This window comes from Grimontia sp. AD028 (genome assembly GCF_000973155.1).
GTDB classification, from domain to species: Bacteria; Pseudomonadota; Gammaproteobacteria; order Enterobacterales; family Vibrionaceae; genus Enterovibrio; species Enterovibrio indicus.
Genome location: NZ_LASY01000014.1, coordinates 40,298 through 64,905 on the forward strand (window position 1 = coordinate 40,298; position 24,608 = coordinate 64,905).

Here is a 24,608-nt window from a genome sequence, read left to right on the forward strand (position 1 = left end):
ATCAGGCAGCCGCTGCCATCGCTTTGATTTCGTTGTTGACTTCGGTCATCACCGCCAGCGCGCGTTTATCTTTGTTGTGCGGCGGTAACAGCCTGCCTCGGTCAAACTCAAAGGCGCCTACGCCATCGATATATACTCTTCCGCGGAAAAAGCCTTTTACATAGCGGGCAACCTGACGAGGACGGTATTGATGAAATATACGTAACATTGATGAACTCCTTCCATGCCAATGATAAAAGACCTGCATTGCACGCCATTCCGTTCAGGATTGGCTGACATTTGTACGATGCAATCTAAATGCCAAGTGTTCGGGGCAGTGGCCATAACAACTTTGACAACACAATGGACTCAGGTTTCCCCCACCGAACTAAGCGTAGACAAAAATTCTCACATGGCAAATATACGACACAGCGTCTTAAAAAAGATTCAAAGAGATAGCGATCCAATGTCGAAATTTGAGTGGTAAGGCCAGTTATTGATTCGGGCTCACATCCTGTATCGGCTATATTGATTAACGTAGCCTTAAAACTGAACAAATTCAGTGGGCTTACGCATAAAAACTAAATATCAATGAACAGGAAACAATCTCTCATGCGTCGTATTAAAACTCTGGCCTTGGCGACTGCTCTCATCTCCACCTTTGCCTCGGCTCACAACCTCTCAAACGGTCAGGCGCTGCCTTCGGTCTCCGTTGAAAAACATGGCGAACTCACCCTGAATGGCGACAGTGTCAATTATCAGACTTGGAACAGCGCCGATCTCACAGGTAAAGTCCGCATCATTCAGGCGATAGCTGGCCGAAGCAGCTCCAAGGAAATGAATGCTCCTTTGATTGAAGCAATCAAAGCGGCTGATTTTCCTAGAGAACAATACCAAACCACCACCATCATCAACCAAGATGATGCCATCTGGGGAACCGGTGGTTTTGTGAAATCTTCAGCAGAAGACAGCAAAAAAGAATTCAGCTGGTCATCCATTGTGTTGGATAAAAACGGTGCTGTTGCTGGCGCATGGAGACTTCAGGACGAGAGCTCAGCCATCGTGCTGCTAGATGCCGAAGGCACCGTTCGCTTTGTTAAAGAAGGTGCTCTGAATGAGGCTGAGATCACTCAAGTGATTGATTTAGTGAATAAGCTCATGAAGTGATCTTGCTCACTGCCTGAAATGAAAAAACCCGCTCAAAGCGGGTTTTTTTAATGTTTCGCGGAAATTAGCCGATAAACTGAGAAAGATAGAGCAGCGTGGCAATATAAAACACGACAAGCAGGATATTGACTGAATTCAACTTGAACTTCTTCACAGCAATCATTCCTCCTTTCGCTTCCATAACATGGATAAATGTTAACAAATTTAATTTAATTTTAACATAGTTGATTGCACACGATTTGCGCCAAACCATCGCGAAAACATTACCTTAACGTGTTCAAAGCGGGAATAGCATGGCCGAACCAAACAAACCAGTCGTGATTGACGCCGAGAGTGTCGAAAAAGAGAACCCGAAGCGTGGCGAAAAGTCACAAAGCCAGCAGGAGAGCCACATTAAATCCAGTCAGCATCGTCTGGCCGCCATTGCTGCTGCTCACCACATTGATGCAAAGCTGCACGATATTGAACACGACACCCTGACTACCCGAGCTGCTTTCCGCCAGCTTGAGATCAAACAGAAACAGCAAGAGAACCTCGAGCAAATCATCAAGATCTGTAACGATCTTTGTCGCGATGAAACAGCGAGCTCACCCGATCCGGACTGGCTGTACCGTTTCTTTGAAATGGCAAAAACCATCTATGGCGATGGCATGCAAAACCTGTGGGCACGGATCCTGAAACAGGAAATCATTAAACCCGGCAGCACTTCGCTGAAGGCCCTGTCATTGCTGGAAACCATGACACAACGCGAAGCACAAGCTCTTCAACGTGCTTGCGCATTAGCCTGTACCTTCGGCGGCGATGGCAGCAACAAGCTGATTACGGGGTTTAGAAAACCGGAAGATGGCATGAAGCGCTATTTCAAACCGGACATTGCCGAGCGTTTGGCGCTGGGAAATTTCAAATTGCCATTCACCGACCTGATGCTATTGATGGATTTGGGACTCATATTGAGAACCGAATTGGAATCTGGCCTGCTTGAGCCGCCTGCTTCCTTCCCGCTGATGGGACAAAACAAAACCTTTATGCTCACGCCACTGAAAAAAGGCATTCGGATTTACTACTATCGCTTCAGCCCAACAGGTAATGAGCTCGCAAAACTCGTGGGTCAAAAAGCGCATCCTGAATATCTCGATGCCCTGATGGCGCTGCTTTCGAAAGCATTTGTGGTAGAGAGCGATGTAGGCTCCACCGTCAACGAGAAAGCTTAATCTCCACCCTATTTGGGGGATGAAGCACTGAAAGGCTAAAAACAAAAACGGCCGGGAAGTCCCAGCCGTTTTTCATTTTTTAGCAACTATCAGAGTCAGCCGATAATGCCTGCCTGGCGCAGTGATGCAATGCACTGATCCACCAAAGCTTCAACCGAATGCTCGTCAGTATGAAGATGCACTTCCGGTGCTTCCGGTGCTTCATAGGCAGAGCTGATACCGGTGAAGGCTTTGATTTCGCCCGCACGGGCTTTTTTGTAGAGGCCTTTCGGGTCGCGTGATTCACACACTTCCAAAGGCGTATCGACAAAGACTTCCAAGAACTCACCTTCAGGCAGAAGTTCACGCACTAATTGGCGCTCTTCGCGGAACGGAGAGATAAACGCGGAGAAGACAATCAAACCCGCATCTGTCATCAGTTTCGCGACTTCACCCACACGGCGGATGTTCTCGCGGCGGTCGTGGTCAGAAAAGCCCAGATCACGGCAAAGACCGTGACGCACGTTGTCACCATCAAGCAGGTAGGTGTGGTAACCCATCTGTGCCAGTTTGCTTTCCAGCGCGCCAGCTACGGTGGATTTGCCAGAGCCTGAAAGGCCAGTAAACCAAAGCAGCGCCGGACGCTGTTTTTTCTGTTCTGCGCGGTATTGTTTGTCGATAACGTGTTTATGCCAAACGACGTTTTCATCCGGATGCGGCGTATCCGCTGCACTCATAACTCAATCCTTTGTTGACCTCATCTCAGGCTCTATTGGCCTTTGAGGTGATTAAAATGGAAAAAACAGAGGGATAAGACCCAACACCAATGCGGAGTACACCAACGACAACGGCAATCCAATCCGCAGGTAATCCGTTAACTGATAATTACCCACACTGTAGACCAGAAGGTTAGTCTGGTAACCATATGGCGAAATAAAGCTCGCACTGGCACCAAACAAGACTGCCATAATAAACGGCATTGGATCTACGCCATATCCGAGAGCGAGGCTATATCCGATCGGAAATGACAGTGCCGCTGCGGCATTGTTGGTCACAAGCTCCGTTAACACCAGCGTTAGCAAATAGGTTGCAATCAGCGCGCCATAAACGCCCCAGCCGTTAAACCAGTAGATAAACAGCTCGCCCATTTGCTCAGAAAGCCCAGATTGGATCATCAACTGCGCAAGACTTAGCGCACTACCGACAATCACCACGATCTCAACCGGGAAGCGGCGTTTCAGCTCCACCAGATTCACCACACCTGTCAGCAACAGCACTGTCAGATAGGCAGCCAAACCATTCAGCAGTGGCATCCACTCCATTAAAGCGGAACCAATTACTGCAGCAAAACCTGCCAGTACCCAAGTGCTCATTTTGCTATCGAGGCGCGCGCTGGAGTCCAAACCATTCACCAGCACGAATTCGCGCTGCATGCGTTGTTGCTCTTTCGCAAATCCTTTACCAGGGACAATCACCAAAGTGTCACCGGCAAGCAGGGTAATATTGCCTAAACCGCCTTCGAGCTTTTCATGACCGCGGCGGATAGCGACCACAACCGCATCAAAGTTTTCACGGAATTTGGCCTCTTTCAGCGTCTTACCGAGAATCGATGCACTATGGCTCACTACCACTTCAAGAAGATTCTGTCCGTTGATGTGATGCTGACCAAACAGCACTAAACCTTCGATTTCCTGTAAGGTCGCCACGCTCTCCACATCGCCACAGAACTGAAGCTTGTCCCCTTCGCGCATCACAGTATCCGGGCAAACCGGGGCGATAAGCTCACCATCGCGTACGATTTCCGCAAGATACAAACGCCGAAGCGCACGCAACCCATTTTCAGACACGGTTTTACCCGCTAATGGCGAGCCCCTTTTGACTTCTGCTTCCAGTACATATGGCAAATCGTCATCACTGTCGTCGTCATAGTTAGGAAGGAGATAACAAAACGGGATCAACACCAGAAGACCGCCAGCCAACACAGCAAGGCCAATCGTCGATGGCGCAAAGAAGCTCAGTGTAGGCAGACCAGCACTTTCCACAAAGCTGTTAATGATGAGGTTTGTCGAGGTGCCAATCAGGGTAAGGGTGCCACCAAGGATGGCTGCGTAAGAAAGAGGAATCAGCAGTCGTGATGGCGCATGACGACGGTTACGCTTCACCGCACCAATCAGGGAAACCACGACAGCAGTGTTGTTGGTAAAAGAGCTTAGAAACGCGGTCGACACGCCTAACTTAGCGACGACGGTTCCTAAACGGCCGCTGGCAAGTTGCCCGCTGACCCAGCTGACCAAACGTGTTTTTTCCAGTGCCGCAGAGGCAAGGATGAGGAGTACCAGCGTTAACAGGGAACTGTTGGTGAAGTTCCCTGCCATCGCTTCCACCGATACCAGTCCGGATTGAAATGCAACGAAAGCTACGCCTGCGAAAAGCACGGCAGGTTTGATTTTGGTAAACACCAAACCTGCCACAATCGCCAGCAGCAATCCCAACACCAGAGACTGATCCCAGCTCATTGAAATTACCCCAACAGCTTACTGATGTCGCGTGCATTCCAGTGTGGGAAGTGCTTGCGGATCAGCGCGTTGAGTTCTACCTCAAACGCAGAGATGTCAGTACCTGAAGTTTGGGCAACATTGTCTTCGAGCAGCTCGCTGATCATACCTGCACCCACGGTCACGTTGGTCAGGCGATCAATCAGGATGAAGCCACCGGTGTCGGCACAATCAGTGTAAACGTCGAGCGGCACGGACTCAGTCAGTTCAACCTCACATTCAGCGATGCCGTTCAGTGGCAGGCTGTCAGTGTCGAACGTTTCCAGTGAGTTAATGTCCACCTGATGGCGGATTTTGCTCACGGCACCCACGGTTTTCTTGCCCGCGACTTTGACATCATACTGACGGCCCACTTCCAGCGGTTGCTCAGCCATCCAAACAATGCGCGCGGCCAGTTTGTTGGTCGCTTGCTGGGTATCAGCAGCCGGCACAATCAAATCACCGCGGCTGATGTCGATTTCATCAGTCAGGGTAATGGTCACTGCCTGACCTGCGTGTGCGTAATCCAGGTCGCCATCAAAAGTTACGATACGCGCAACTGTCGAAGTTTTACCAGATGGCAGCACTTTGATTTCATCACCTGGGCGTACTTCACCACCGGAGATGGTGCCGGAGAAACCACGGAAGTCGAGGTTTGGACGGTTCACGTACTGCACTGGGAAACGGAATGCACCGTTATCTTTCTCCGCAGTCACGTTTACGTCTTCCAGCAAGGTCAGCAGGGTATCGCCGTCATACCAAGGGGTGCTTGGGCTGCGGTCTACCACGTTGTCGCCTTCCAGCGCTGACAGTGGCACCAGTTTGATATCGATGTCCGCATTCAGCTTCTCAGCAAACGCCAGGTAATCATCACGGATGCTTTCAAAACGTGCCTGATCGAAATCCACCAGATCCATTTTGTTCACCGCAACCACAAAGTGGCGGATGCCCAGCGAGCTCGCGATAAACGAGTGACGGCGGGTTTGATCCAATACGCCTTTACGTGCATCAATCAGGATAACCGCCAGATCACAGGTCGACGCACCGGTCGCCATGTTACGGGTGTACTGCTCATGTCCCGGAGTATCCGCGATGATGAACTTACGTTTTTTGGTCGAGAAGTAGCGATATGCCACGTCGATGGTGATGCCCTGCTCGCGCTCAGCGGCCAAACCATCTACCAACAGCGCCAGGTCCGGTTTTTCACCTGTGGTGCCCACTTTCTGGCTGTCTGCGTGGATCGCTGCCAACTGATCTTCATAAATTTGCTTAGAGTCATGCAGCAGGCGGCCGATCAGCGTACTTTTGCCGTCATCCACCGAGCCACAAGTCAGAAAACGCAGCAGGGATTTGTTCTGATGTTGGTCCAGATAGGCCTCGATGCCCAGCTCGGCCACTTGTTGTTCAATAGCACTATTCATGTTTAATCCCTTAGAAGTATCCCTGACGTTTCTTCAATTCCATGGAGGCGGACTGATCGTGGTCGATCGCACGTCCCTGACGCTCACTCGAGGTCGCCACCAGCATCTCTTCAATAATCCCTGTCAGGGTGTTGGCTTCCGACTCCACAGCACCGGTCAGTGGGTAACAACCCAGGGTGCGGAAACGGACGCTCTTGTGTTCAATTTCCTCGCCTTCCTGCAGCTTCATACGGTCGTCATCAACCATGATCAGCATGCCGTCACGCTCAACCACTGGGCGCACGTCAGACAGGTACAGCGGCACGATATCGATGCCTTCGAGGTAGATGTATTGCCAGATATCCAGCTCGGTCCAGTTCGACAGCGGGAATACGCGGATGCTTTCGCCTTTGTTCACCTGACCGTTGTAGGTGTGCCACAGCTCAGGACGCTGGTTCTTTGGATCCCAGACGTGGTTCTTGTCGCGGAAGCTGTAAACACGCTCTTTCGCGCGGCTTTTCTCTTCGTCACGACGCGCACCGCCGAATGCTGCATCAAAACCGTATTTGTTAAGCGCCTGCTTCAAACCCTGGGTTTTCATGATGTCGGTGTGCTTGGAAGAACCATGGTCAAACGGATTGATGCCCGCTGCCAGACCTTCTGGGTTTTTGTGTACCAGAAGTTCGAAGCCATATTTCTTCGCCGTTTCATCGCGGAACTTGATCATTTCCTTGAACTTCCAGTCAGTGTCGACGTGCAGAAGAGGGAAAGGGATCTTGCCCGGATAGAAGGCTTTACGAGCCAGGTGAAGCATCACGGAACTGTCTTTACCGATGGAGTACATCATCACCGGGTTATCGAATTCCGCCGCCACTTCACGAATGATGTGGATACTTTCTGCCTCAAGCTGTTTGAGGTGGGTAAGAGTTTTGGCTTCCATTCTATGTTGTTTCCTTAGCCTAAATTAACCACGGACGGTGCACGAACATCACCTACCGCTTCGAATGATTGCTTTCCGTACCAGTTCAACTGGTCTGAGAGCTGCACCACTTCGCCGACGACGATCAATGCAGGGGAACCTACACCTTCCGCCAGCGACTCCAGCTCGTTGAGTTTGCCTTTATAGATTTTTTGATTGGTACGCGTGCCGTTTTCTATGATTGCGACCGGAGTCTCCGGGTCACGTCCATGCTGAATTAATTGCTGCTGAATATGGGCGCTTTTCATCAGACCCATGTAAATCACCAGCGTCTGGCGACCACGCGCAAGTGTCGCCCAGCGGAAACTGTCATCTTCTTTCTTGAGGTGTCCGGTAATGAACATCGCTGTTTGTGCATAATCGCGGTGTGTCAGCGGAATACCGGCATAAGCGGTTGCACCTGCTGCGGCAGTAATGCCCGGAACCACCTGAAACGGAACGCCCGCTTCCTGCAGCACTTGTAGCTCTTCACCGCCACGGCCAAACATGAAGGGGTCGCCGCCTTTCAGACGCACCACGCGGTGTCCCTTCTGCGCATACTTCACCAACATGGCGTTGGTTTCTTCCTGCGATACGCTGTGATAGCTCGCTCGCTTACCGACACAAATAAGTTCGGCATCACGACGACAAAGCTCCATGATTTCGTCAGAGACCAGATAGTCATAAAGCACCACGTCAGCTTGCTGCATCAGTTGCAGCGCGCGCAGGGTCAGAAGGCCCGGGTCACCCGGACCAGCGCCGATCAGCGCCACTTCACCTTGCAAGGAAACGCCGTCAGTCAGTCGCTCAAGCTCTGCTTTGGCACCCTCTTCGTCACCTGAAGCAACCAGTGAGGAAAAGCGGCCATCAAACGCCATTTCCCAGAATTTACGGCGACCGTTCAGGGTCGAGATTTTCTGTTTTAAGGTGTCGCGGAAATCGCCAGCCAGTTTAGCCATGCGGCCAACGTGCGACGGGATCAGGGTTTCGAGCTTCTCTCGGATGAGTCTTGCTAAAACCGGTGATTTACCGGCAGAAGAAATCGCAATCACGATCGGGCTGCGATCAACAATAGAGGGAACGATAAAGCTGCATTTCGGGGTGTCATCCACCACATTTGCCAGCACGCGACGTTTGTCGGCAGCTTTAGAAACCAGCTCATTCACCAGCGGGTTATCAGTCGCGGCAATCACCAGAAACACGTTATCGAGGTGCTCCGGTTTAAAACCTTCTTTCAGCCACACCAGCTCGCCATTTTCAGCCGCTTCAATAACTTCGTGATCTGCTTCAGGCGCCACGATGGTGACAGACGCCCCGGCTTTCATCAGCATGCGCGTTTTGCGCCATGCGACTTCACCGCCGCCAACGACCAAACAAGCACGTCCTTCAAGCTTTGCGAAAATTGGCAAGTAATCCATAGTGTCAGCCCTTTCAATCCATTGAGGCCACTATAGAGAGTTGATGTTATTACTTGAAATTCTAAAAATTCATTTTTTATAACGTTATGGCTATTAGACCTTCACTCTCATAGCGACTAAATTTTCTCCAACCGCTGCGAAGCCGCGCCAGCACTGCATTCGATTACATATCACTTAATCAAGTCATAGATCACAGTTAGAGATGAAATGTAACTATTCCTAGTCGTCGATATGCAAAATACAGGCACATTTCTGTCCTTGGGAGATAATCATGACTCTTTCAGCCCGTCCGCTTTCTATCGCTGTACTGACCGGTATGCTTACCATGGCAGGCCCAGCAATGGCGGACACCATTAAACTGCGCATCATCGAGACTACCGACATTCACACCAATGTGATGGATTACGACTACTACAAGGACAAGCCGAGTGAAAAAATCGGTCTGGTGCGCACTGCAACGCTCGTGAAGGCTGCACAAGAAGAGGTCGAAAACAGCGTATTGGTCGATAATGGTGACCTAATACAGGGCAGCCCGATGGGTGACTACATGGCTGCGAAAGGTATCGAGAAAGGCGAAGTTCACCCTGTCTACAAGGCAATGAACCTGCTGGACTACGATGTAGGTAACATCGGTAACCACGAATTCAACTACGGACTCGACTTCCTCGACCGCTCGCTGGAAGGCGCGAAATTCCCGTATATCTCCGCCAACGTGATTGATGCCAACACCGGTAAGCACTACTTCAATCCTTACATCATCAAAGAGCACACCTTCAAAGACACCGACGGCAACGCTCATCTGGTGAAAGTCGGTTATATCGGTTTTGTACCGCCGCAAATCATGGTTTGGGACAAGAAGAACCTTGAAGGCAAGGTGATTGCTGAAGACATCAAAGCCAGCGCGGAAAAGCTGGTACCTGAGATGAAAGCCAAAGGCGCAGACGTGATTGTGGCTGTGCCGCACTCTGGCCTGTCGCAAGACGAATATAAAGCCATGGCGGAAAACTCGGTGTACTACCTTGCCGACGTTGACGGTATTGATGCCATCGCCTTCGGCCACTCCCACGCGGTGTTTCCAGGCAAAGGCTTTGACAACATCAAAGGCGTCGATAACCAAAAAGGCACCATCAAAGGTGTTGCTGCTGTGATGCCAGGTCGTTGGGGCAGCCATGTCGGTATCATGGATCTACAACTCGACAAGCAAGGTGATGAGTGGGTTGTGACTCCGGTACAAAGCGAATCACGCCCTATCTTTGACGGCAAATCACTGGCTGACGCTGACGTTGAAATGCGTAAAGTGTTAGAGCATGACCACAAAGGCACTCGCGATTTCGTCAACCAGCCTATCGGTAAAGCTAACGATGTGATGTACAGCTTCCTCTCGCTGGTGCAGGACGACCCAACGGTACAAATTGTTAACCTGGCGCAGAAAGATTACGTCGAGCGTTTCATTCAGGGTGACCCGGATCTGGACGGTATTCCTGTGCTATCAGCAGCAGCGCCTTTTAAAGCCGGTGGCCGTAAGAATGACCCGGCGAATTTCACCGAAGTGGAAGCAGGCGAACTGACGTTCCGAAATGCAGCGGATCTCTACCTCTATCCAAACACGCTGGTGACACTGAAAGTGACCGGTAAAGAAGTGAAAGAGTGGCTGGAGTGCAGCGCGGGTCAGTTTAACCAAATCGACCCTCAATCCAGCGCCCAGCAATCACTCATCAACTGGGATGGATTCCGCACCTACAACTTCGACGTGATTGATGGCGTGAACTACCAAGTCGATATCACCCAGCCAGCGCGTTATGACGGTGACTGCAACCTGGTCAACGCGGATGCTGAGCGTATCCAGAACCTGACCTTCAACGGTAAGCCCGTTGATATGGCACAGCCATTTCTGATTGCGACCAACAATTACCGTGCGTACCTCGGTAAATTCCCTGGCACAGGTAATGACTTCATTGCCTTCGCCTCACCGGATGAAAACCGCACCGTGGTCGCCAACTACATCAGTGCAGTGACCAAAGAGAAAGGTGTTGTTACCCCAACGGCTGACAATAACTGGTCGTTTGCCCCAATCGAAACCGACGCTGATCTGAAGGTGGTGTTTGAAACCTCACCAAGTGACAAAGCCGCTGATTTTGTGAAGGCAAAGGGTCAGTACCCAATGGAGAAAGTGGGTACTGATGATGTGGGCTTTGCGCAATATCGCATTGACCTGAAGAAATAATTAACGATTGGTTAACCCAATGTTTAATTATTGAAAATCTCCAAAATTGATACAGAAAAACCGCGGCTTTGATCGCGGTTTTTTTATAAGTTATCCGGCTACCCAAAGGGAAATGGGCTATGAAAAAAGTAGCCCAAGAGATTTTTAAAAATCAGGAATAACAATAATGCAATGGATAACCCTGACCTTTGGTCAGTTGTCGACCCGGCAACTCTATGACCTATTGAGGTTGCGCACCGACGTGTTCGTCGTAGAACAAAACTGTCCGTATCCGGAGCTGGACGGCCATGACATCCATCCCGAAACCCGACACTTGCTCGGATACCGTGATGACAAAATGACAGCCTACGCCCGCATTCTGCCAGCCGGCCTCACCTATCCGGAAATGAGTATCGGACGCATTGTGACCGCCAATACCGAACGCGGAAACGGCTGTGGCAGTGAGCTGGTCAAACAAGCCATTATTCAGGCGCATGACGTGTGGCCAAAAGCGCCGATCACCATTGGTGCTCAATATCACCTGCGGGAGTTCTATCGTCGCCACGGCTTTGAAGAAATTTCAGAGCAGTATCTGGAAGACGGGATTCCGCACATCGACATGCGCCGCGTCGCAGCCTAATTGGCGGTAAACAGATGTAAAAAAGGCTGCCCAATGGCAGCCCTTTTCTGTTTTCAACAATTATTTACGGCGGGCAAAACTGCCATCTGACAGCCTGAAGAAAATCACCGACGCTCCTGACGTTTCAATCTGCAGCATGTCCAAGGTGCCTTGATCATTACGCTTAAAGCGAAGCAATTGTCCCGGCTGGATTCGGCTGAGAGGCTTATCGTCACCCTCAATCGCTGAGATGGCGTAAAGGTCTGGCAGCGGCAAATCCTGTGCACGGAAGATGTTAGACAGCGTATCACCGCCTTTCACCTCATAGTTCACCCAGTCCGTATTCACGGTTTGTGCGCCCACTGTCTGCGTGGCGATGACTTGATCACCGTCGGCATCAAAACCTTCATCGTTGCTGGCTTCCTGCTGCCCAACCGCAAGTGGCACTGGCACACGCTCTCCGGCTGTATTCGTTTCAGGGGCTGTGTCATCGCTTGATGGCCAAAACAAAAGCATCACCAACAACGCGCCCAACACTGAAATCGCCGTGCGATGCAGTTTTGGCAAGGATTGCCAGTAAGGTTGAACACGTTCAACCAGCGGGCTCAGCGAGGCCTTCGCTTTTTCTAATGCGCTTTTGATTGCCTCGCCCAGGGGCGGCGTGGCGGATGCTGTTCCTTTTTCGCGCTTTCCTTTCAAGGTCATTACCTCTTTCAAGATCCTCATTGTCCAGTATCTCAACGAATTCAATCACCTTGAATACTAGATCTGCAATATCAGCAAAATGTCAGCCAGTCGGCTTAACCTGAACAATTGTCTGACATTTGTACTTTCAAAGAATTCCGTCTGAATTACAACCTTGCGACTGTAAACCGATTTGTCCCAGATAGCTTGAAACTGTTATCCTTGCCCACTTTAAACCCGCAAATAAAGAGAGACGACATGTCTGATGTAAAACTGGAAACCGTAGAGCAGAAAGCTAGCTACGGCATCGGTCTGCAAATGGGTCAGCAACTGGCTGGTTCTGGTCTGGAAGGTCTGAACGTAGATGCAATCGCGAAAGGTATCGCAACCGCTCTGGCGGGTAACATGCCTGAGATTGAGATCGACGAGATCAACAACGCACTGCGTGAACTGCACACCCAAGCAGAAGAAGTTCGCCAAGCAGCAGCAAAAGAAGCAGCAGCAGAAGGCGAAGCTTTCCTGGCTGAGAACGCAAAGCGTGACGAAGTGACCGTGACCGAATCTGGCCTGCAGTACGAAGTACTGGTTGAAGGTAACGGCGAAATCCCAACTTCTGACAAGCAAGTACGCGTTCACTACCACGGTACCCTGACTGACGGCACCAAGTTCGACAGCTCTGTAGAGCGCGGCCAGCCAGCTGAATTCCCAGTGACCGGCGTGATCAAAGGTTGGGTTGAAGCCCTGCAAATGATGCCTGTAGGTTCTAAGTGGAAACTGTACATCCCACAAGATCTGGCATACGGCGAGCGCGGTGCGGGTGCAGCGATCCCTCCTTTCGCAGCACTGGTATTCGAAGTAGAACTGCTGGATATCCTGTAAGTTTTGCGAAAAAAAAAGCCAGCATTCATGCTGGCTTTTTTTGTGCCTGTTGTGCGGCCTTATCCCGCCGCTTCACGATGCTCATCGTCATTGTCAGGATGCTCTTCTGCCATCCAGGGCAAGTGGTGCTGGAAGTGATCAGACAGGAAATCCACAAACAATCTGACCTTAGCTGACAGGTTTCGGTTAAACGGATACACCGCCCAGACTGCAGAATCTGGCGCTTGGTAATCTGACAACACTTCCACCAGCTCACCACTCTGAATTTTCTGGTTCACGTAGTAATCCGGCAACTGGGCCAGCCCCAATCCACGAAGTGTTGCATCCAACACAGCACTGCCACTGTTTCCATGCCAGCGTCCATGCGGCTTGATGTTGACTGCATTGCCACCATCCTGAAACGTCCAGATATCTACCAGCCCGACCAAGCAATTGTGATTCTGCAGATCTTCTAAATTGGCAGGTGCGCCGAACTCCTTGAGGTAGGCAGGCGAAGCACAAACGAAAAGTTTTCGCGGCGCGAGCTTTTTCGCCATCAGGGTACTGTCTTTCAGATCCCCAGTGCGAATCGCCAGGTCATAACCGTCATGCACCAAATCCACCACGTCATTGGTGAAATGGAACTCCACACTGAGCTTAGGGTGCACCTCAATGAAATCATTCGCGAGCGGCGCAATGAACTTCTCACCAAACACCGACGGTGCCGTGATCTTCAATGTGCCGACCGGTTCGGTCTGCATTTGGGTGACCAATGCTTCCACCTCAGCGAATTTCTCAATGAGATCGTTACATTGCTCAAAGTACATTTTGCCGACTTCAGTCAGCGTGATTTGTCGTGTTGTACGGTAAAGCAAACGGGTACTCAGCCGACATTCCAGTGCATCGATACGACGACTGACATGGGAAGTCGACACGCCCAGCTTGCGTGCGGCGGCGGTAAAACTGCCACTGTTGACAACTTCAACAAATTCTTCAACACCACTCCAACGGTTCATCTTTGCCCCACTGAAAAGAAGTTTATTGATGGCTGCAACAATAAAACCCGCCCCTTGACGGTCTGATTGTTATCCTAATGTTAACCCATAATGTGTAGTGCTCTGCCCACCTCCTACTAAGGTATGAGTATTATCAGAATAAAGTAGTATGAGTATCCTTAAAAAAACCAAGGAAATCAGTTTCATATGCGCGATATTGTATATATTGCAAGCCACTAGCATCAGTGCTGAAACAGTTCCGGAACCCAGTGATTACCGTACAGAGAATTATCGGTCAGCTGTTCCTGCAGCATTAACCGGCGGTCAGGTTATCGAGTCTGCCGAACAGCTGGTTGCCTTTATCAAAACGCGACATCCTGTACTGATTGATGTCTACCCCGCTCCGAACAAACCCGACAACCTTTCACCCGATACGCTTTGGATTGAGCCTTCGCGCGAGACCTTGCCGAATGCCCTATGGCTTGCCAACGTCGGTCACGGGATTGCACCGGACTCCCTTATCCAACTGCTGAAAAACCAACTGCCTGATGACGCCCCCGTAGTGGTGTTTTGCGAGCCCAATTGCTGGCATTCGTGGAATGCAGGAAAACGGGCAATTGAGCTGGGAGCTAAAGAAGTCTATTGGTACCGAGCGGGTGTGAAAGGCTGGAAAGAGGCAGGTTATGCGCTCGAAACGCAGTATCCGGTAAGACCATGAATCGTCTGCTGGTCATGCTTTTTCTAATGCTTCCATTCTCCGTGCAAGCATCGTTGGAACTTGCGTTTAGTGAAGTCGCCCCCGGTGTTTTCATGCATCAGGGCAAACTTGCGGATCTGTTTACCGTCGACAGCGATCCGGTCGCCAACATCACCTTTATTGTCGGAGACGAAGCCGTTGCTGTGATTGATACAGGCGGCAGCAAACGGGCGGGGAATGCGGTGCTTCGTGCCATAAGACAGCAAACCGATTTACCTATCGACTTTGTGATCAATACGCATGTCCATCCCGATCATCACTTCGGCAACATTGCCTTTGTCGATGAAAAGCCCGAGTTTGTCGCCCATGCCCGTTATCCCGGCGACTTTGACGCCAAATCCGGTTATTACCTGCAACGGCTGACCAACCCATGGTTTACCGGCACCACACCGATTGGGGCAACGCGGGTGATCAATGAAACCACAGAGCTTGATCTCGGCAACCGCACCTTAGTACTGACGCCCCATGAACGGGCGCACACCCGCCACGATCTCACAGTGTTCGATCGAAGCTCAGGGACGCTGATCACTGGCGATCTGCTGTTTATCGATCATCTGCCAACCCTGGATGGCAACCTGATGGGGTGGCTGGCTGAAACGAAAAAACTGGAGGCCTTGCCGTTTCGCCAGGTGATTCCAGGGCATGGCCCACTACAAAAATCAAAACAGGCTTTTGAAAAGCAAACGCGCTATCTCTCTTCTCTGGCACAAGCTGTTCGTGCCGCTATCAACGACAACATCGATATCAACACTGCCAGCACCACCGTCATGCCGTCTCCGGGGGACTGGAAGCTTTACGAAGCCTTTCATCCTCGCAATGTGATTCAGGCTTACAAGGAGTTGGAATGGGAATGATGAGAGGACTCTCCGATGAAAATCACCACTCTGCTGCTATCGGCATTACTCACTGCGCTGCCACTGCAAAGCTTTGCTGAAGCTGAAACCGACAGCGCCACCTGGCCACTGATCCGTGACAGCCTGTTTCCTGGCTCACCCGACATTGTAGAAAGTGAGGAGATTGTATCTCTCACAGCACCGAAACGTGCGATTGACGCTGCACTGGTGCCACTTGAAGTAAAGGTCAATGTCCGTCAGGACGATACAAATCCTATTGAGCGCATACACCTAATCGTCGACAACAATCCTTCACCGATTGTCGGCAGCTTCGACATGAGCCCGAACAGTGGTATCGCAAACATCGCTACCCGTGTCAGGGTCAATGCCTATAGCCCAGTTCGGGTGATCGCCCAAACCGCCGATGGTAAACTGCATATGCACAGTAAGTTCGTGAAAGCATCGGGTGGTTGCTCAGCCCCCGCGGGTGCTGATGACATGCTGGCACGCCAGCGAATGGGCAGGATGAAGCTGAAAGATCTGGCGGGGGATGATTCGCGCATGATGCAACTGTTAATCAGCCACCCCAACTACAGCGGACTGCAAATCGACCAGCTCACACGCCACTGGATCCCGTCTGATTACGTGAGTGATGTGAATATTACGCTCGAAGGTGAACCTGTCATGCGCTTTAACGGAGGTATCTCCATCAGTGAGAATCCCACCTTTACCTTTCATCTGGATAAAGGCAAAAGCGGCAAGTTGAAAGCTGACGTGAAAGATTCCACGGGGCGTGAATTTTCCAGTGAGTGGGACATCTGATATCAGCCTTGCGAAGTCTCAGACAAAAGGCAGTGCCGTATCCTAATGACTTTTAAGGATATGGCACCTGGCACTTATGCCATCCATTGATATCATTCCCCAAAATAAGACATATAAAGTGTCAGGTTTTTCTGGGACTTAGCCACACAATCCCACCCCTTAAACATTGTTGCCCGCGGACAAAAGTGTTGTGTCCTTTTCCTCCTCACACAACCTCTAAAGCTGCCATACACTCAATTCACGACGTTTTCACCTCACGATGCGGCACGGCTGCCCGCGCCATTTCGTTGAAGTGAAATGATCTTTGGATTCATTCAATAAACGCGAAACCGCCTAAGTTGTAGATCGTGAATGTCGCCAAACACGCCACAAAGGGTTGAGAGACAGAGCGAGCATTGGCCAGCACAGCGTCCCCACAACTCCGCGGAACACGCAGACAAATTGAGTCAATAAAGCCGAAGTCAGGATGCCCTTGGTGTCCGGCTTAACGTGCTGTCACGGAGGAAATAAATATGATAGGTGCTGTAAGGTTACGCCGCTGCTTAGCAGCAGTCGCCACACTCTCCCTTACGCTGCTGTTCCCCGCAGCGTCGCAAGCGAACGATGAGCTCATCAAGCTGCAGGAAGACCCGAATCAATGGGTCATGTGGGGCGGTGATTACTCGGGTACACGCTATAGCCCACTCAATCAGATCAACGCAGAGAATGCCAAAAACCTTCAGGTTGCCTGGACGTTTTCAACCGGCGTGCTGCGGGGTCATGAAGGCGGGCCACTTGTGTTGGGTGACACCATGTATATCCACACCCCTTTCCCCAACAAAGTGTTCGCCATTGACCTGAAAACCAAAGCCCTCAAATGGGAGTATGAACCGAAACAGGATTCGTCGGTTATCGCTGTGATGTGTTGTGACACAGTCAACCGCGGCCTTGCCTACGCTGACGGCAAGATCTTCCTGCAACAAGCGGATACCACGCTCGTCGCACTGGATCAGAACACCGGTAAAGTGGTTTGGAAAGTGGTGAATGGCGATCCGAAAGTCGGTGCGACCAACACCAACGCCCCACTGGTGGTAAAAGACAAAATCATCACGGGTATCAGTGGTGGTGAATTCGGTGTCCGTGGTTATCTCACCGCTTACAACATCAAAGACGGCAGCGTCGCCTGGCGTGCGTACAGCACGGGCCCAGACGAAGAAATGCTGGTCGACCCTGAAAAAACTACTGAAATGCTCAAACCTATTGGTAAGGATTCAAGTCTTGAGTCATGGGAAGGCGATCAGTGGAAAATCGGTGGCGGCACCACCTGGGGTTGGTTTAGCTACGATCCTGAGTTGAATCTTATTTACTACGGCACGGGTAACCCCAGTACCTGGAACCCATCACAACGTCCCGGTGACAACAAGTACTCCATGACCATCATGGCGCGCGATGCAGACACAGGTATGGCGAAATGGCTCTACCAAATGACACCGCATGATGAGTGGGATTACGACGGCGTCAACGAGATGATTCTGGTTGATAAGAAGTTCAAAGGTAAAGACCGTAAACTGCTGGTGCACTTTGACCGTAACGGCTTCGGTTACACCCTCGACCGTGAAACCGGTGAGCTGCTGGTCGCAGAAAAATTTGACCCTGCAGTGAACTGGGCGACCCACGTGGATATGGAAACCGGCCGTCCTCAAGTTGTCGCCAAGTACTCGACCGCGCAAAACGGTGAGGATGTCGACACCAAAGGCATTTGTCCTGCTGCACTTGGTTCAAAAGACCAACAACCAGCAACCTATAGCCCACGCACCGGTCTTTTCTATGTGCCGACCAACCATGTGTGCATGAACTACGAACCATTCGAAGTCTCCTACACTGCTGGCCAGCCTTATGTGGGTGCAACCCTTTCTATGTTCCCTGCACCAGACAGCCATGGCGGTCTGGGTAACTTTATTGCCTGGGATGCAGAAAAAGGCGAGATCGTCTGGTCACTGCCAGAGCCATTCTCCGTATGGAGTGGCGCGCTGGCGACAGGTGGTGGCGTGGTGTTCTATGGCACGCTCGAAGGCTACCTGAAAGCCGTGGATGAGAAGACAGGTAAAGAGCTTTACCGCTTCAAAACCCCATCCGGCATTATCGGCAACGTGAATACCTACATGCATGATGGCAAGCAATATGTCGCTGTGCTCTCCGGTATCGGTGGCTGGGCAGGTATTGGTATGGCCGCAGGATTGGAAGGTGATACCGATGGTCTGGGTGCGGTAGGCGCCTACCGTAAACTGTCTGACTACACCCAGTTGGGTGGTGTACTGACTGTCTTCGCTCTGCCTAACTAAATCAAAAATAACAACGAAGGGGAGTATCTGCTCCCCTTTCTCAGCTCTGATGCACTGCATCAGATTGAGTTGCCTTTTTGGCATCTACACTCAACAAGCAGCAAAAGGATAATGCGTATGGCTAAGAAGTTAATAGGGTCACTCTTATTGTTTTTGGGGCTGGTAAGTAACGCTTTTGCAGAAGAATACGAAGTGCGCGCCGTCGGCGTGAAATTCGACCCCATGTTCGTCATTCTCCAACCGGGAGACAGGGTGAGCTGGACGAATATGCCCGCCCATCTCATTGAAACGATTGACGCCATGGTGCCGGAAGGCACAGAGAAAATTCAGACTGAACTCGGCGTAGACGTGAGTTTTGTCTTCGATAATGAAGGCGTCTACGTCTACAAGTGTACCCCTCACTGGGGCGCCCGCATGGGTGGCATTTTACTGGTCGGTAACCCTTCCGACATCGAAGGCACCATCGAGGCCTACTTCGCCGAAATTGAAAAAGACAAATCCCTGCTCCCTGCCAAAGGGCTGCTGAAGAAATTCAAAAAACATCTTCAGGCTGAAGGTGTTTTGTAGAGGAGTCAGCTTATGCAAGCAGTTAAAAGAATAAGCGCACTTATCGTCCCCGCCCTGTTATTACTGGCAACACCAGCCAGTGCCAATGACTTTCCCACCCTTGAACGTGTGAAATACGTGCAGGAATGCATGGCATTAAAAGGCGGGCCAACCTATGTGAACATGTACGGTTGCAGCTGCGTGATCGACAAGATTGCCAGCGAAATGTCCTTCGAGGACTACGTCCATGCCGATGCATTCGTGCGCCTTCGCAACATGCGGGGAGAGCGGGGAGGTTACTTCCGCTCATCCAAAGACAGCCGCAGTGCGCGTAAAGGGCTTCTCGCCATTCGTGAGGAAGCCGAGCAAACATGCTTTGTGTCCCAACAAGTCACCGCTGCGGCTAATTAGGAGGTACGTATGAAATCTTTTTATCCCCTCCTTGTCCTTGGTTTTTCCTTGGTTTTCGGCAGTCATGCATTGGCTGCTGACACCACTTTCCCTTCACCACTGCCGGATAAACTCCGTGTGTGTGCAGACCCCAACAACCTGCCCTATTCCAACCGCGAACAACAGGGATTCGAGAATAAAATCGCTGAACAACTCGGTGATTATTTCGGGCTCGATGTGGAATACGCCTGGTTTCCCCAGCGCATGGGCTTTATCCGCAATACCCTAAAAAATTGGTCTGACGATAACGGACGTTTCGCCTGCGATTTAGTCATCGGTGTACCGGTGCAGTTCGACATTGCGGCGACCACCAAGCCCTATTACCGCTCCGCCTATTCCCTCTTGTTCAAAAAAGAAGGGGCATTGGCAGCGGTGGATAACCAGCAGGCTCTCGCCGCCTTGCCAGAAGCGGTGAAACAGTCACTGAAAATTGCTGCGTTTGCCCCTTCCCCCGCGGTGTCATGGCTGCGTGAAAATGGGTTTAAAGACAACACATCGTTTTACCGCATCATGAACGGCGATCCGGAAGATTACCCGGGCAAGATGGTCAACCGCGTCGCAGAGGGTGAATTCGACGTTTTGGTGATCTGGGGGCCGATTGCGGGGTACTTTGCCAAAGCTCAGCCCGATCTCGCCGTTATCCCCATGACATCCGAAGGCAGTAAGGTCTTTGATTTCGCCATCTCCATGGGCGTGCGATATGGCGAGCGACCATGGAAAGAAACTGTCGAAATGGCGATGGATGCCAACGCGCCGCAAATCGCGATGATACTTCAGGATTATGGTGTTCCTATTGTTGAAGCCTCCTCCAAACCAAGACCTGATGATGACGATGATTAACCCCAACACGGGCAGCCTGGCTGCCCGTTTTTTCACAGCTCTTTCTATCACGGCTTTGCTTTTCAGCGTATCGGTGTGTGCTTCAGGCCGCCTTGCGGTGCTCGATTTTGAGCTCAGCGACTTAACCCAGGTTGACGATAACAGCAAAGAGGTCGAACGCACGGCCAGTCTCGCTCCCATGCTACGTGACGCTCTCGCCAATACACACGGATACACGTCAGTGGCTATCCCTTCGGAGGCCTATAAAAACGCCAACCAAGGCTTCGGCTATTTGTTCGACCATGCCGATGCAACAGCGCAATTAGGACAGGCGATAGAGGCTGACTGGGTGGTGATAAGCCGCCTTCACAAGCCAAGCTTTCTGTTTTCATACCTGATAAGCCAGATCGTTAATGTGAAAACAGGGCTGGCTTATCCCGAGTTGATTGTTGAAATCAAAGGCCAACAAGAAGAGATGAACCGACGGGGCATAGATAAAATGGCAGGTAAAATAGCGCGCCAAATTGGCGCTATGTCCAAGCCTACAGTCGACAAAGATTGAATGGAGCACAGTCATTTCGCTACACTGACCCAAACCCAGACTCACAAATGGCAACCATCAATGCGAACTTTTCTCTGCGCCACCTTAATGGTATTTACCCTTGCCGCCTGCTCTGCCGATGTTGGCCGCGAAATGGCCGAAGACGATTGCTACCAAATTCGTAATAACGCTGATAGAAAGCAGTGCTTAGAAGAAGTTGACCGGACGTTCAAAAACTATCCTTAGTTTCGGATTATTCAACAAAAAAACTTTATAGAATCTCATTTCATATAAGTTTTATTTGCAATAAGCGATTTTACCTCAAAGAAATCGCGTTCAAACAAAAAACAAAACCCCATCAATAACGTCATGAAACTAAAATAAAATAATTAAAAATCAAACAACACAGATATACTCAAAACGTTTGAAACCTATTCAACATTTCTGCCATTGATATTTTTTCATGAAATAAACTAATCCGAAAAATTACTCATATCCGTCCATGCCTCTGGCCATAATACAATGCCCCACACGGCGTCTCACCTTTAAGAATCTCAAATTGAGTGTCAATTTGATAAACGTCGTTTTCAACTTTTTCATCAGCACAGAATTAATAAATATTCGCTGAAAAATGCCTTATACAGCGCTGTCCATAAAAGCGGCGCTGATCCACACTAACCTGATTGCTAGCGTCAAACAAAACGTCGCCAGACACACAAACGGAGTAACTCCCATGAGACAGTTAGCAATCGCAGCACTAATCGCAACACTTCCTATCGCCGTTCATGCAGGAAACGGAAAAGGAAATGGAGAGACCCCCAACGGACAACCTTTCCAACACTTACAATCTCAGATTTCCGATCTTCAGTCCCAAATAGACACTTTGGTCGGAAGAGTCGACAGCCTCGAAGGTCATATTTCAGCCGTTGAAGGGGCGATCTCAACTCTACAAACTCAGAACTCAGACTTGCAGACACAGATCAACAGTACCAACGACGATGTATCTGACCTCCAAGATCAGATCGATCAAAATAGTCTGTTGATTGCTGCACTGGAAGCACAACAAGCGCAACTTGAACAATCACTTGAAATGAAACAAAACGTCATTGACGGAAATTGTCCAGACGGCTCAGCCATCCAAGCAGTGAACGAGGACGGATCCGTAGTATGTGCCACTACGGGTGGTCAAACCGGAACTGGATTCAGTGGCGGTATTGAAGATCTCGACCGTGTTATTGCTTATGGCTGGGGCTACAGCTATGCACAAGCGACCTGTCCAGAAGGATTTAGCCTAACCGGCGGCGGGTTCTACAACAGCAATTACTACTATTATTACAACAACGTCAACGCCTCATACCCTTGGCACAACACTTGGTATGTCAGTGCAAGCAATTATTACTACTACTATTACAACTATGTTTATTCCTATGCGATGTGTGTCAGGGGTACCGGCACAATCAATTGGCAGTACGTTTACAATTAATCACTCATAAAAAAGCGATGCCCTGGCATCGCTTTTTTATCAATTAGTTAAAATTGGTGGTTAAACTCCATCCGCCAATCCCGTGTAGAGCCTGCAATATCTGAATCAGAGAAGTTGCCAAACAATCGAACATTCTGACGTGGGTTGATTTGATAACTGGCAGCCACTTCATGATGCCAACCATCCATCACCCCTTTCATATAACTATTGTCGTTCAGGGTGTTCACGTACATCGGGTTGTAATTCAACCAAATATCATCGGTGATAGTTAGCTTAGAGTAAGACCCTACAACAAGGTAAGAAGAGGGAATGGCATAACCCACACTGCCAATCGGTACCTCATTTCCTCTGATTTCAGCCGTGTCAGAAACTGTTAAGCCAACACCCGCCAGAGGATATAGCTGCAGTGCACCCATTGCTGGCAAAGCATGGATTTTACTGTAAGACGCGCTACCTAAATCTTGGTCAAAGTCCCAGGAAACATCAATCTGGGAGCCCCAGCCTGTCTTGGTATCCAACCCAAAGTTGCGATACCTGACAGAATCGAAGCTGTCATTCCCACCAAGATGCAGAAAGTCCCCCGCCAGCCCTTTCAACTCAATAATGTTCATCCCTAATGTTGTCGGGTCACCCGTGTCGTATGTCATACCCAATTTGAAGTTCAGGCCATTGTTTGTCACTCCCACCCCGGCTTGCGTGTAAACCGCCAGAGGGTCCGACATGTCCTGTACATCCGTCAGGCTCTGATCTGCCACAACAGAAAGGGGCAATGCCGCCGTGCAAAACAAAATGGGGAAGGAAACTTTATCGCGTTGAAAAGTCATAGTGTGGCCTCAAGTAAACACGGGCACAGCCCGCCAAAATCAAACAGAAAGCGAATTGGTCACACTGGTAGGGTTTATAAACCCCGATGCCACCAAACAATCATTCGAAAGCGCCTCGCATTCGGACAAAAAACATCACGGCTAAGCGCGTTAAATCATTGCGGTGAAAAGGTTATCTTGGTATCACATAACAAAACATAAAGCAGACTTTAATCAAATCATTCCAAAAGGTGATGGGAAATGGATAAACCAGCGGTCAACTTACTCAGCGTGTTTATTGCCGTCTATGAGCACCGCTCGATCACTCTGGCCGCTGAGGCACTGGAAATGACACAACCGGGTGTGAGTAACGCATTAAAGCGGCTGAAAGCACAGTTGGGTGGGATTGAGCTGTTTGTTCGTGACGGGCGGGGCATTACGCCAACGCACTCAGCGATCCAGTTGGCAAACGATATTTCGCCAGCCCTGATCCAGATAAACAATGCGTTGAGTAATCTGAATCAATTTTCTCCGGACACATCGCGCCAATTCAAAGTGCTGACCACGGAAACCACGCTGCAGTTGTTGCAACCTTTGGTTGAAGCATCAAATTCCATGGGAAGGTGCAGCATCCAGTTTGTGCTTTCCCCCAACACAGAAACAGAAGTGCTGGATCAGCTGCGTTTGCAGCAAGCTGACTTGGCAATCGACGTGGCCATGTTTGGCAACCCATCTTATTCTGCCGAGCTGCTTTTAGAGGAAGATGCAGTTCTGATCTGTTCGAAAAACCACCCAAGAATCAAAGACGCCGTGACACAGGCTCAGTTTTATCAGGAAAAACATATCACTATTCGCGCCAGGCGCTCTGACATCACGCTCGCTGACTTTCTGACCCATGATTTGCTGGGCCCCAGAAAAGTCAGTGCAGAATGTGATTCCTTGCTCTCTATGATGGCACTGATCAGCAGAAGTGACTGTATCGGCTTTACCAGCTCCATCATTGCCAAACAGTACGCTGAGATGTTTAACCTGCGTACGCTGACACCGCCGTTTTCCGTGAGGAAGATTCAGCACAAAATGATTTGGCATAACCGAAACCAAAACAGCCCGGCCAACCAGTGGTTGAGGAATAAATTGTCTCAGCTGGTCAATGAAGCGTGAGCATGAAGAAAGGTGCAGAACGGTGATAAAAAAGCGACGCAGATGCGTTAATGCCGATCAGTTAAGC

Annotated in this window: 25 protein-coding genes; 16 read left to right on the forward strand and 9 right to left on the reverse strand. The window is 50.3% G+C overall.

Annotated elements, in window-relative coordinates; translation table 11 throughout:
- Window position 1: 1 nt before the first annotated feature.
- Window positions 2-208 carry a DUF1107 domain-containing protein gene (locus RN22_RS03245; protein ID WP_002536503.1) on the reverse strand — a complete coding sequence of 69 codons (207 nt, stop codon included), beginning with the start codon at window positions 206-208 and terminating at the stop codon, window positions 2-4.
- Window positions 209-591: 383 nt separating this feature from the next.
- Between RN22_RS03245 and RN22_RS03250 the strand changes: the two genes are divergently transcribed.
- Both RN22_RS03250 and RN22_RS03260 read left to right on the forward strand, forming a co-directional pair.
- Window positions 592-1,146, forward strand: coding sequence for a YtfJ family protein (locus RN22_RS03250; RefSeq protein ID WP_046303061.1), 555 nt, complete (start codon window positions 592-594; stop codon window positions 1,144-1,146).
- A 293-nt stretch (window positions 1,147-1,439) separates the two neighbouring features.
- Complete coding sequence (locus tag RN22_RS03260) at window positions 1,440-2,357, forward strand: TIGR03899 family protein (RefSeq protein WP_046303062.1); 918 nt, start codon at window positions 1,440-1,442, stop codon at window positions 2,355-2,357.
- A gap of 95 nt (window positions 2,358-2,452) precedes the next feature.
- Here RN22_RS03260 and cysC read toward each other — a convergent pair whose 3' ends face one another.
- From cysC to cysG, 5 genes are read right to left on the reverse strand one after another with little or no spacing between them, the layout of a single operon-like run.
- Window positions 2,453-3,073 (reverse strand): adenylyl-sulfate kinase, encoded by a 621-nt coding sequence (cysC, locus tag RN22_RS03265; protein ID WP_002536509.1) that lies wholly within the window; start codon window positions 3,071-3,073, stop codon window positions 2,453-2,455.
- A 51-nt stretch (window positions 3,074-3,124) separates the two neighbouring features.
- The gene (locus RN22_RS03270) at window positions 3,125-4,852 is read right to left on the reverse strand and encodes an SLC13 family permease (RefSeq protein ID WP_046303063.1); all 1,728 of its coding nucleotides are present in this window, start codon (window positions 4,850-4,852) and stop codon (window positions 3,125-3,127) included.
- Between the two features lie 5 nt (window positions 4,853-4,857).
- A complete protein-coding gene (gene cysN, locus RN22_RS03275) occupies window positions 4,858-6,291 on the reverse strand; it encodes a sulfate adenylyltransferase subunit CysN (protein WP_046303064.1) in 1,434 nt (477 codons plus the stop codon).
- A gap of 10 nt (window positions 6,292-6,301) precedes the next feature.
- The gene (gene cysD, locus RN22_RS03280; protein WP_002536513.1) at window positions 6,302-7,210 is read right to left on the reverse strand and encodes a sulfate adenylyltransferase subunit CysD; all 909 of its coding nucleotides are present in this window, start codon (window positions 7,208-7,210) and stop codon (window positions 6,302-6,304) included.
- Window positions 7,211-7,224: 14 nt separating this feature from the next.
- Window positions 7,225-8,646: a siroheme synthase CysG gene (cysG, locus tag RN22_RS03285; protein ID WP_046303065.1), complete on the reverse strand. Its 1,422-nt coding sequence runs from the start codon at window positions 8,644-8,646 to the stop codon at window positions 7,225-7,227.
- A gap of 271 nt (window positions 8,647-8,917) precedes the next feature.
- Between cysG and RN22_RS03290 the strand changes: the two genes are divergently transcribed.
- Complete coding sequence (locus RN22_RS03290; RefSeq protein WP_046303066.1) at window positions 8,918-10,870, forward strand: bifunctional 2',3'-cyclic-nucleotide 2'-phosphodiesterase/3'-nucleotidase; 1,953 nt, start codon at window positions 8,918-8,920, stop codon at window positions 10,868-10,870.
- 166 nt (window positions 10,871-11,036) lie between these two features.
- Window positions 11,037-11,489 (forward strand): GNAT family N-acetyltransferase, encoded by a 453-nt coding sequence (locus RN22_RS03295; RefSeq protein WP_046303067.1) that lies wholly within the window; start codon window positions 11,037-11,039, stop codon window positions 11,487-11,489.
- Window positions 11,490-11,549: 60 nt separating this feature from the next.
- Here RN22_RS03295 and RN22_RS03300 read toward each other — a convergent pair whose 3' ends face one another.
- A complete protein-coding gene (locus tag RN22_RS03300) occupies window positions 11,550-12,173 on the reverse strand; it encodes an OapA family protein (protein ID WP_046303068.1) in 624 nt (207 codons plus the stop codon).
- A gap of 237 nt (window positions 12,174-12,410) precedes the next feature.
- Between RN22_RS03300 and RN22_RS03305 the strand changes: the two genes are divergently transcribed.
- On the forward strand, window positions 12,411-13,031 hold the full coding sequence (locus RN22_RS03305; RefSeq protein ID WP_002539493.1) for an FKBP-type peptidyl-prolyl cis-trans isomerase: 621 nt from the start codon (window positions 12,411-12,413) through the stop codon (window positions 13,029-13,031).
- 59 nt (window positions 13,032-13,090) lie between these two features.
- Here the strand turns inward: RN22_RS03305 and RN22_RS03310 are convergent, their stop codons facing one another.
- Window positions 13,091-14,026, reverse strand: a complete 936-nt coding sequence (locus RN22_RS03310) for a LysR family transcriptional regulator (RefSeq protein ID WP_046303069.1) — start codon at window positions 14,024-14,026, stop codon at window positions 13,091-13,093.
- Between the two features lie 205 nt (window positions 14,027-14,231).
- Between RN22_RS03310 and RN22_RS03315 the strand changes: the two genes are divergently transcribed.
- The 10 genes from RN22_RS03315 to RN22_RS03360 all read left to right on the forward strand — a co-directional run bounded on the left by RN22_RS03315 (window position 14,232) and on the right by RN22_RS03360 (window position 22,577).
- The gene (locus RN22_RS03315) at window positions 14,232-14,723 is read left to right on the forward strand and encodes a rhodanese-like domain-containing protein (protein ID WP_156168159.1); all 492 of its coding nucleotides are present in this window, start codon (window positions 14,232-14,234) and stop codon (window positions 14,721-14,723) included.
- Complete coding sequence (locus RN22_RS03320; protein WP_046303071.1) at window positions 14,720-15,616, forward strand: quinoprotein relay system zinc metallohydrolase 2; 897 nt, start codon at window positions 14,720-14,722, stop codon at window positions 15,614-15,616. Before RN22_RS03315 ends, RN22_RS03320 begins: the two co-directional genes overlap by 4 nt.
- A gap of 15 nt (window positions 15,617-15,631) precedes the next feature.
- Complete coding sequence (locus RN22_RS03325; RefSeq protein WP_046303072.1) at window positions 15,632-16,417, forward strand: quinoprotein dehydrogenase-associated SoxYZ-like carrier; 786 nt, start codon at window positions 15,632-15,634, stop codon at window positions 16,415-16,417.
- Window positions 16,418-16,929: 512 nt separating this feature from the next.
- Window positions 16,930-18,738, forward strand: a complete 1,809-nt coding sequence (locus tag RN22_RS03330) for a methanol/ethanol family PQQ-dependent dehydrogenase (protein WP_046303073.1) — start codon at window positions 16,930-16,932, stop codon at window positions 18,736-18,738.
- 117 nt (window positions 18,739-18,855) lie between these two features.
- On the forward strand, window positions 18,856-19,305 hold the full coding sequence (locus tag RN22_RS03335; RefSeq protein ID WP_002539482.1) for a plastocyanin/azurin family copper-binding protein: 450 nt from the start codon (window positions 18,856-18,858) through the stop codon (window positions 19,303-19,305).
- 12 nt (window positions 19,306-19,317) lie between these two features.
- Window positions 19,318-19,695 carry a hypothetical protein gene (locus tag RN22_RS03340; protein ID WP_046303074.1) on the forward strand — a complete coding sequence of 126 codons (378 nt, stop codon included), beginning with the start codon at window positions 19,318-19,320 and terminating at the stop codon, window positions 19,693-19,695.
- A 9-nt stretch (window positions 19,696-19,704) separates the two neighbouring features.
- Window positions 19,705-20,574, forward strand: coding sequence for a quinoprotein dehydrogenase-associated putative ABC transporter substrate-binding protein (locus tag RN22_RS03345; RefSeq protein ID WP_046303075.1), 870 nt, complete (start codon window positions 19,705-19,707; stop codon window positions 20,572-20,574).
- Complete coding sequence (locus RN22_RS03350; protein WP_231590836.1) at window positions 20,558-21,115, forward strand: DUF2380 domain-containing protein; 558 nt, start codon at window positions 20,558-20,560, stop codon at window positions 21,113-21,115. Before RN22_RS03345 ends, RN22_RS03350 begins: the two co-directional genes overlap by 17 nt.
- Complete coding sequence (locus tag RN22_RS03355; RefSeq protein WP_046303076.1) at window positions 21,116-21,340, forward strand: hypothetical protein; 225 nt, start codon at window positions 21,116-21,118, stop codon at window positions 21,338-21,340.
- A 487-nt stretch (window positions 21,341-21,827) separates the two neighbouring features.
- Window positions 21,828-22,577 carry a hypothetical protein gene (locus RN22_RS03360; protein ID WP_046303077.1) on the forward strand — a complete coding sequence of 250 codons (750 nt, stop codon included), beginning with the start codon at window positions 21,828-21,830 and terminating at the stop codon, window positions 22,575-22,577.
- 47 nt (window positions 22,578-22,624) lie between these two features.
- Here the strand turns inward: RN22_RS03360 and RN22_RS03365 are convergent, their stop codons facing one another.
- Entirely contained in the window at window positions 22,625-23,401 is a 777-nt protein-coding gene (locus RN22_RS03365; protein ID WP_052737481.1) for a hypothetical protein, read from the reverse strand.
- A gap of 240 nt (window positions 23,402-23,641) precedes the next feature.
- Here RN22_RS03365 and RN22_RS03370 point away from each other — a divergent pair, with 240 nt between their 5' ends.
- On the forward strand, window positions 23,642-24,541 hold the full coding sequence (locus RN22_RS03370) for a LysR family transcriptional regulator (protein ID WP_046303078.1): 900 nt from the start codon (window positions 23,642-23,644) through the stop codon (window positions 24,539-24,541).
- The last annotated feature ends 67 nt before the right edge of the window (window positions 24,542-24,608 follow it).

Excerpts from the sequence above, each read along its gene's own strand:
- RN22_RS03245 (WP_002536503.1), bottom strand. The coding sequence starts at position 208 with ATGTTACGTATATTTCATCAATACCGTCCTCGTCAGGTTGCCCGCTAT.
- RN22_RS03250 (WP_046303061.1), top strand. The coding sequence starts at position 592 with ATGCGTCGTATTAAAACTCTGGCCTTGGCGACTGCTCTCATCTCCACC.
- RN22_RS03260 (WP_046303062.1), top strand. The coding sequence starts at position 1,440 with ATGGCCGAACCAAACAAACCAGTCGTGATTGACGCCGAGAGTGTCGAA.
- cysC (WP_002536509.1), bottom strand. The coding sequence starts at position 3,073 with ATGAGTGCAGCGGATACGCCGCATCCGGATGAAAACGTCGTTTGGCAT.
- RN22_RS03270 (WP_046303063.1), bottom strand. The coding sequence starts at position 4,852 with ATGAGCTGGGATCAGTCTCTGGTGTTGGGATTGCTGCTGGCGATTGTG.
- cysN (WP_046303064.1), bottom strand. The coding sequence starts at position 6,291 with ATGAATAGTGCTATTGAACAACAAGTGGCCGAGCTGGGCATCGAGGCC.
- cysD (WP_002536513.1), bottom strand. The coding sequence starts at position 7,210 with ATGGAAGCCAAAACTCTTACCCACCTCAAACAGCTTGAGGCAGAAAGT.
- cysG (WP_046303065.1), bottom strand. The coding sequence starts at position 8,646 with ATGGATTACTTGCCAATTTTCGCAAAGCTTGAAGGACGTGCTTGTTTG.
- RN22_RS03290 (WP_046303066.1), top strand. The coding sequence starts at position 8,918 with ATGACTCTTTCAGCCCGTCCGCTTTCTATCGCTGTACTGACCGGTATG.
- RN22_RS03295 (WP_046303067.1), top strand. The coding sequence starts at position 11,037 with ATGCAATGGATAACCCTGACCTTTGGTCAGTTGTCGACCCGGCAACTC.
- RN22_RS03300 (WP_046303068.1), bottom strand. The coding sequence starts at position 12,173 with ATGACCTTGAAAGGAAAGCGCGAAAAAGGAACAGCATCCGCCACGCCG.
- RN22_RS03305 (WP_002539493.1), top strand. The coding sequence starts at position 12,411 with ATGTCTGATGTAAAACTGGAAACCGTAGAGCAGAAAGCTAGCTACGGC.
- RN22_RS03310 (WP_046303069.1), bottom strand. The coding sequence starts at position 14,026 with ATGAACCGTTGGAGTGGTGTTGAAGAATTTGTTGAAGTTGTCAACAGT.
- RN22_RS03320 (WP_046303071.1), top strand. The coding sequence starts at position 14,720 with ATGAATCGTCTGCTGGTCATGCTTTTTCTAATGCTTCCATTCTCCGTG.
- RN22_RS03325 (WP_046303072.1), top strand. The coding sequence starts at position 15,632 with ATGAAAATCACCACTCTGCTGCTATCGGCATTACTCACTGCGCTGCCA.
- RN22_RS03330 (WP_046303073.1), top strand. The coding sequence starts at position 16,930 with ATGATAGGTGCTGTAAGGTTACGCCGCTGCTTAGCAGCAGTCGCCACA.
- RN22_RS03335 (WP_002539482.1), top strand. The coding sequence starts at position 18,856 with ATGGCTAAGAAGTTAATAGGGTCACTCTTATTGTTTTTGGGGCTGGTA.
- RN22_RS03340 (WP_046303074.1), top strand. The coding sequence starts at position 19,318 with ATGCAAGCAGTTAAAAGAATAAGCGCACTTATCGTCCCCGCCCTGTTA.
- RN22_RS03345 (WP_046303075.1), top strand. The coding sequence starts at position 19,705 with ATGAAATCTTTTTATCCCCTCCTTGTCCTTGGTTTTTCCTTGGTTTTC.
- RN22_RS03350 (WP_231590836.1), top strand. The coding sequence starts at position 20,558 with ATGATGACGATGATTAACCCCAACACGGGCAGCCTGGCTGCCCGTTTT.
- RN22_RS03355 (WP_046303076.1), top strand. The coding sequence starts at position 21,116 with ATGGAGCACAGTCATTTCGCTACACTGACCCAAACCCAGACTCACAAA.
- RN22_RS03360 (WP_046303077.1), top strand. The coding sequence starts at position 21,828 with ATGAGACAGTTAGCAATCGCAGCACTAATCGCAACACTTCCTATCGCC.
- RN22_RS03365 (WP_052737481.1), bottom strand. The coding sequence starts at position 23,401 with ATGACTTTTCAACGCGATAAAGTTTCCTTCCCCATTTTGTTTTGCACG.
- RN22_RS03370 (WP_046303078.1), top strand. The coding sequence starts at position 23,642 with ATGGATAAACCAGCGGTCAACTTACTCAGCGTGTTTATTGCCGTCTAT.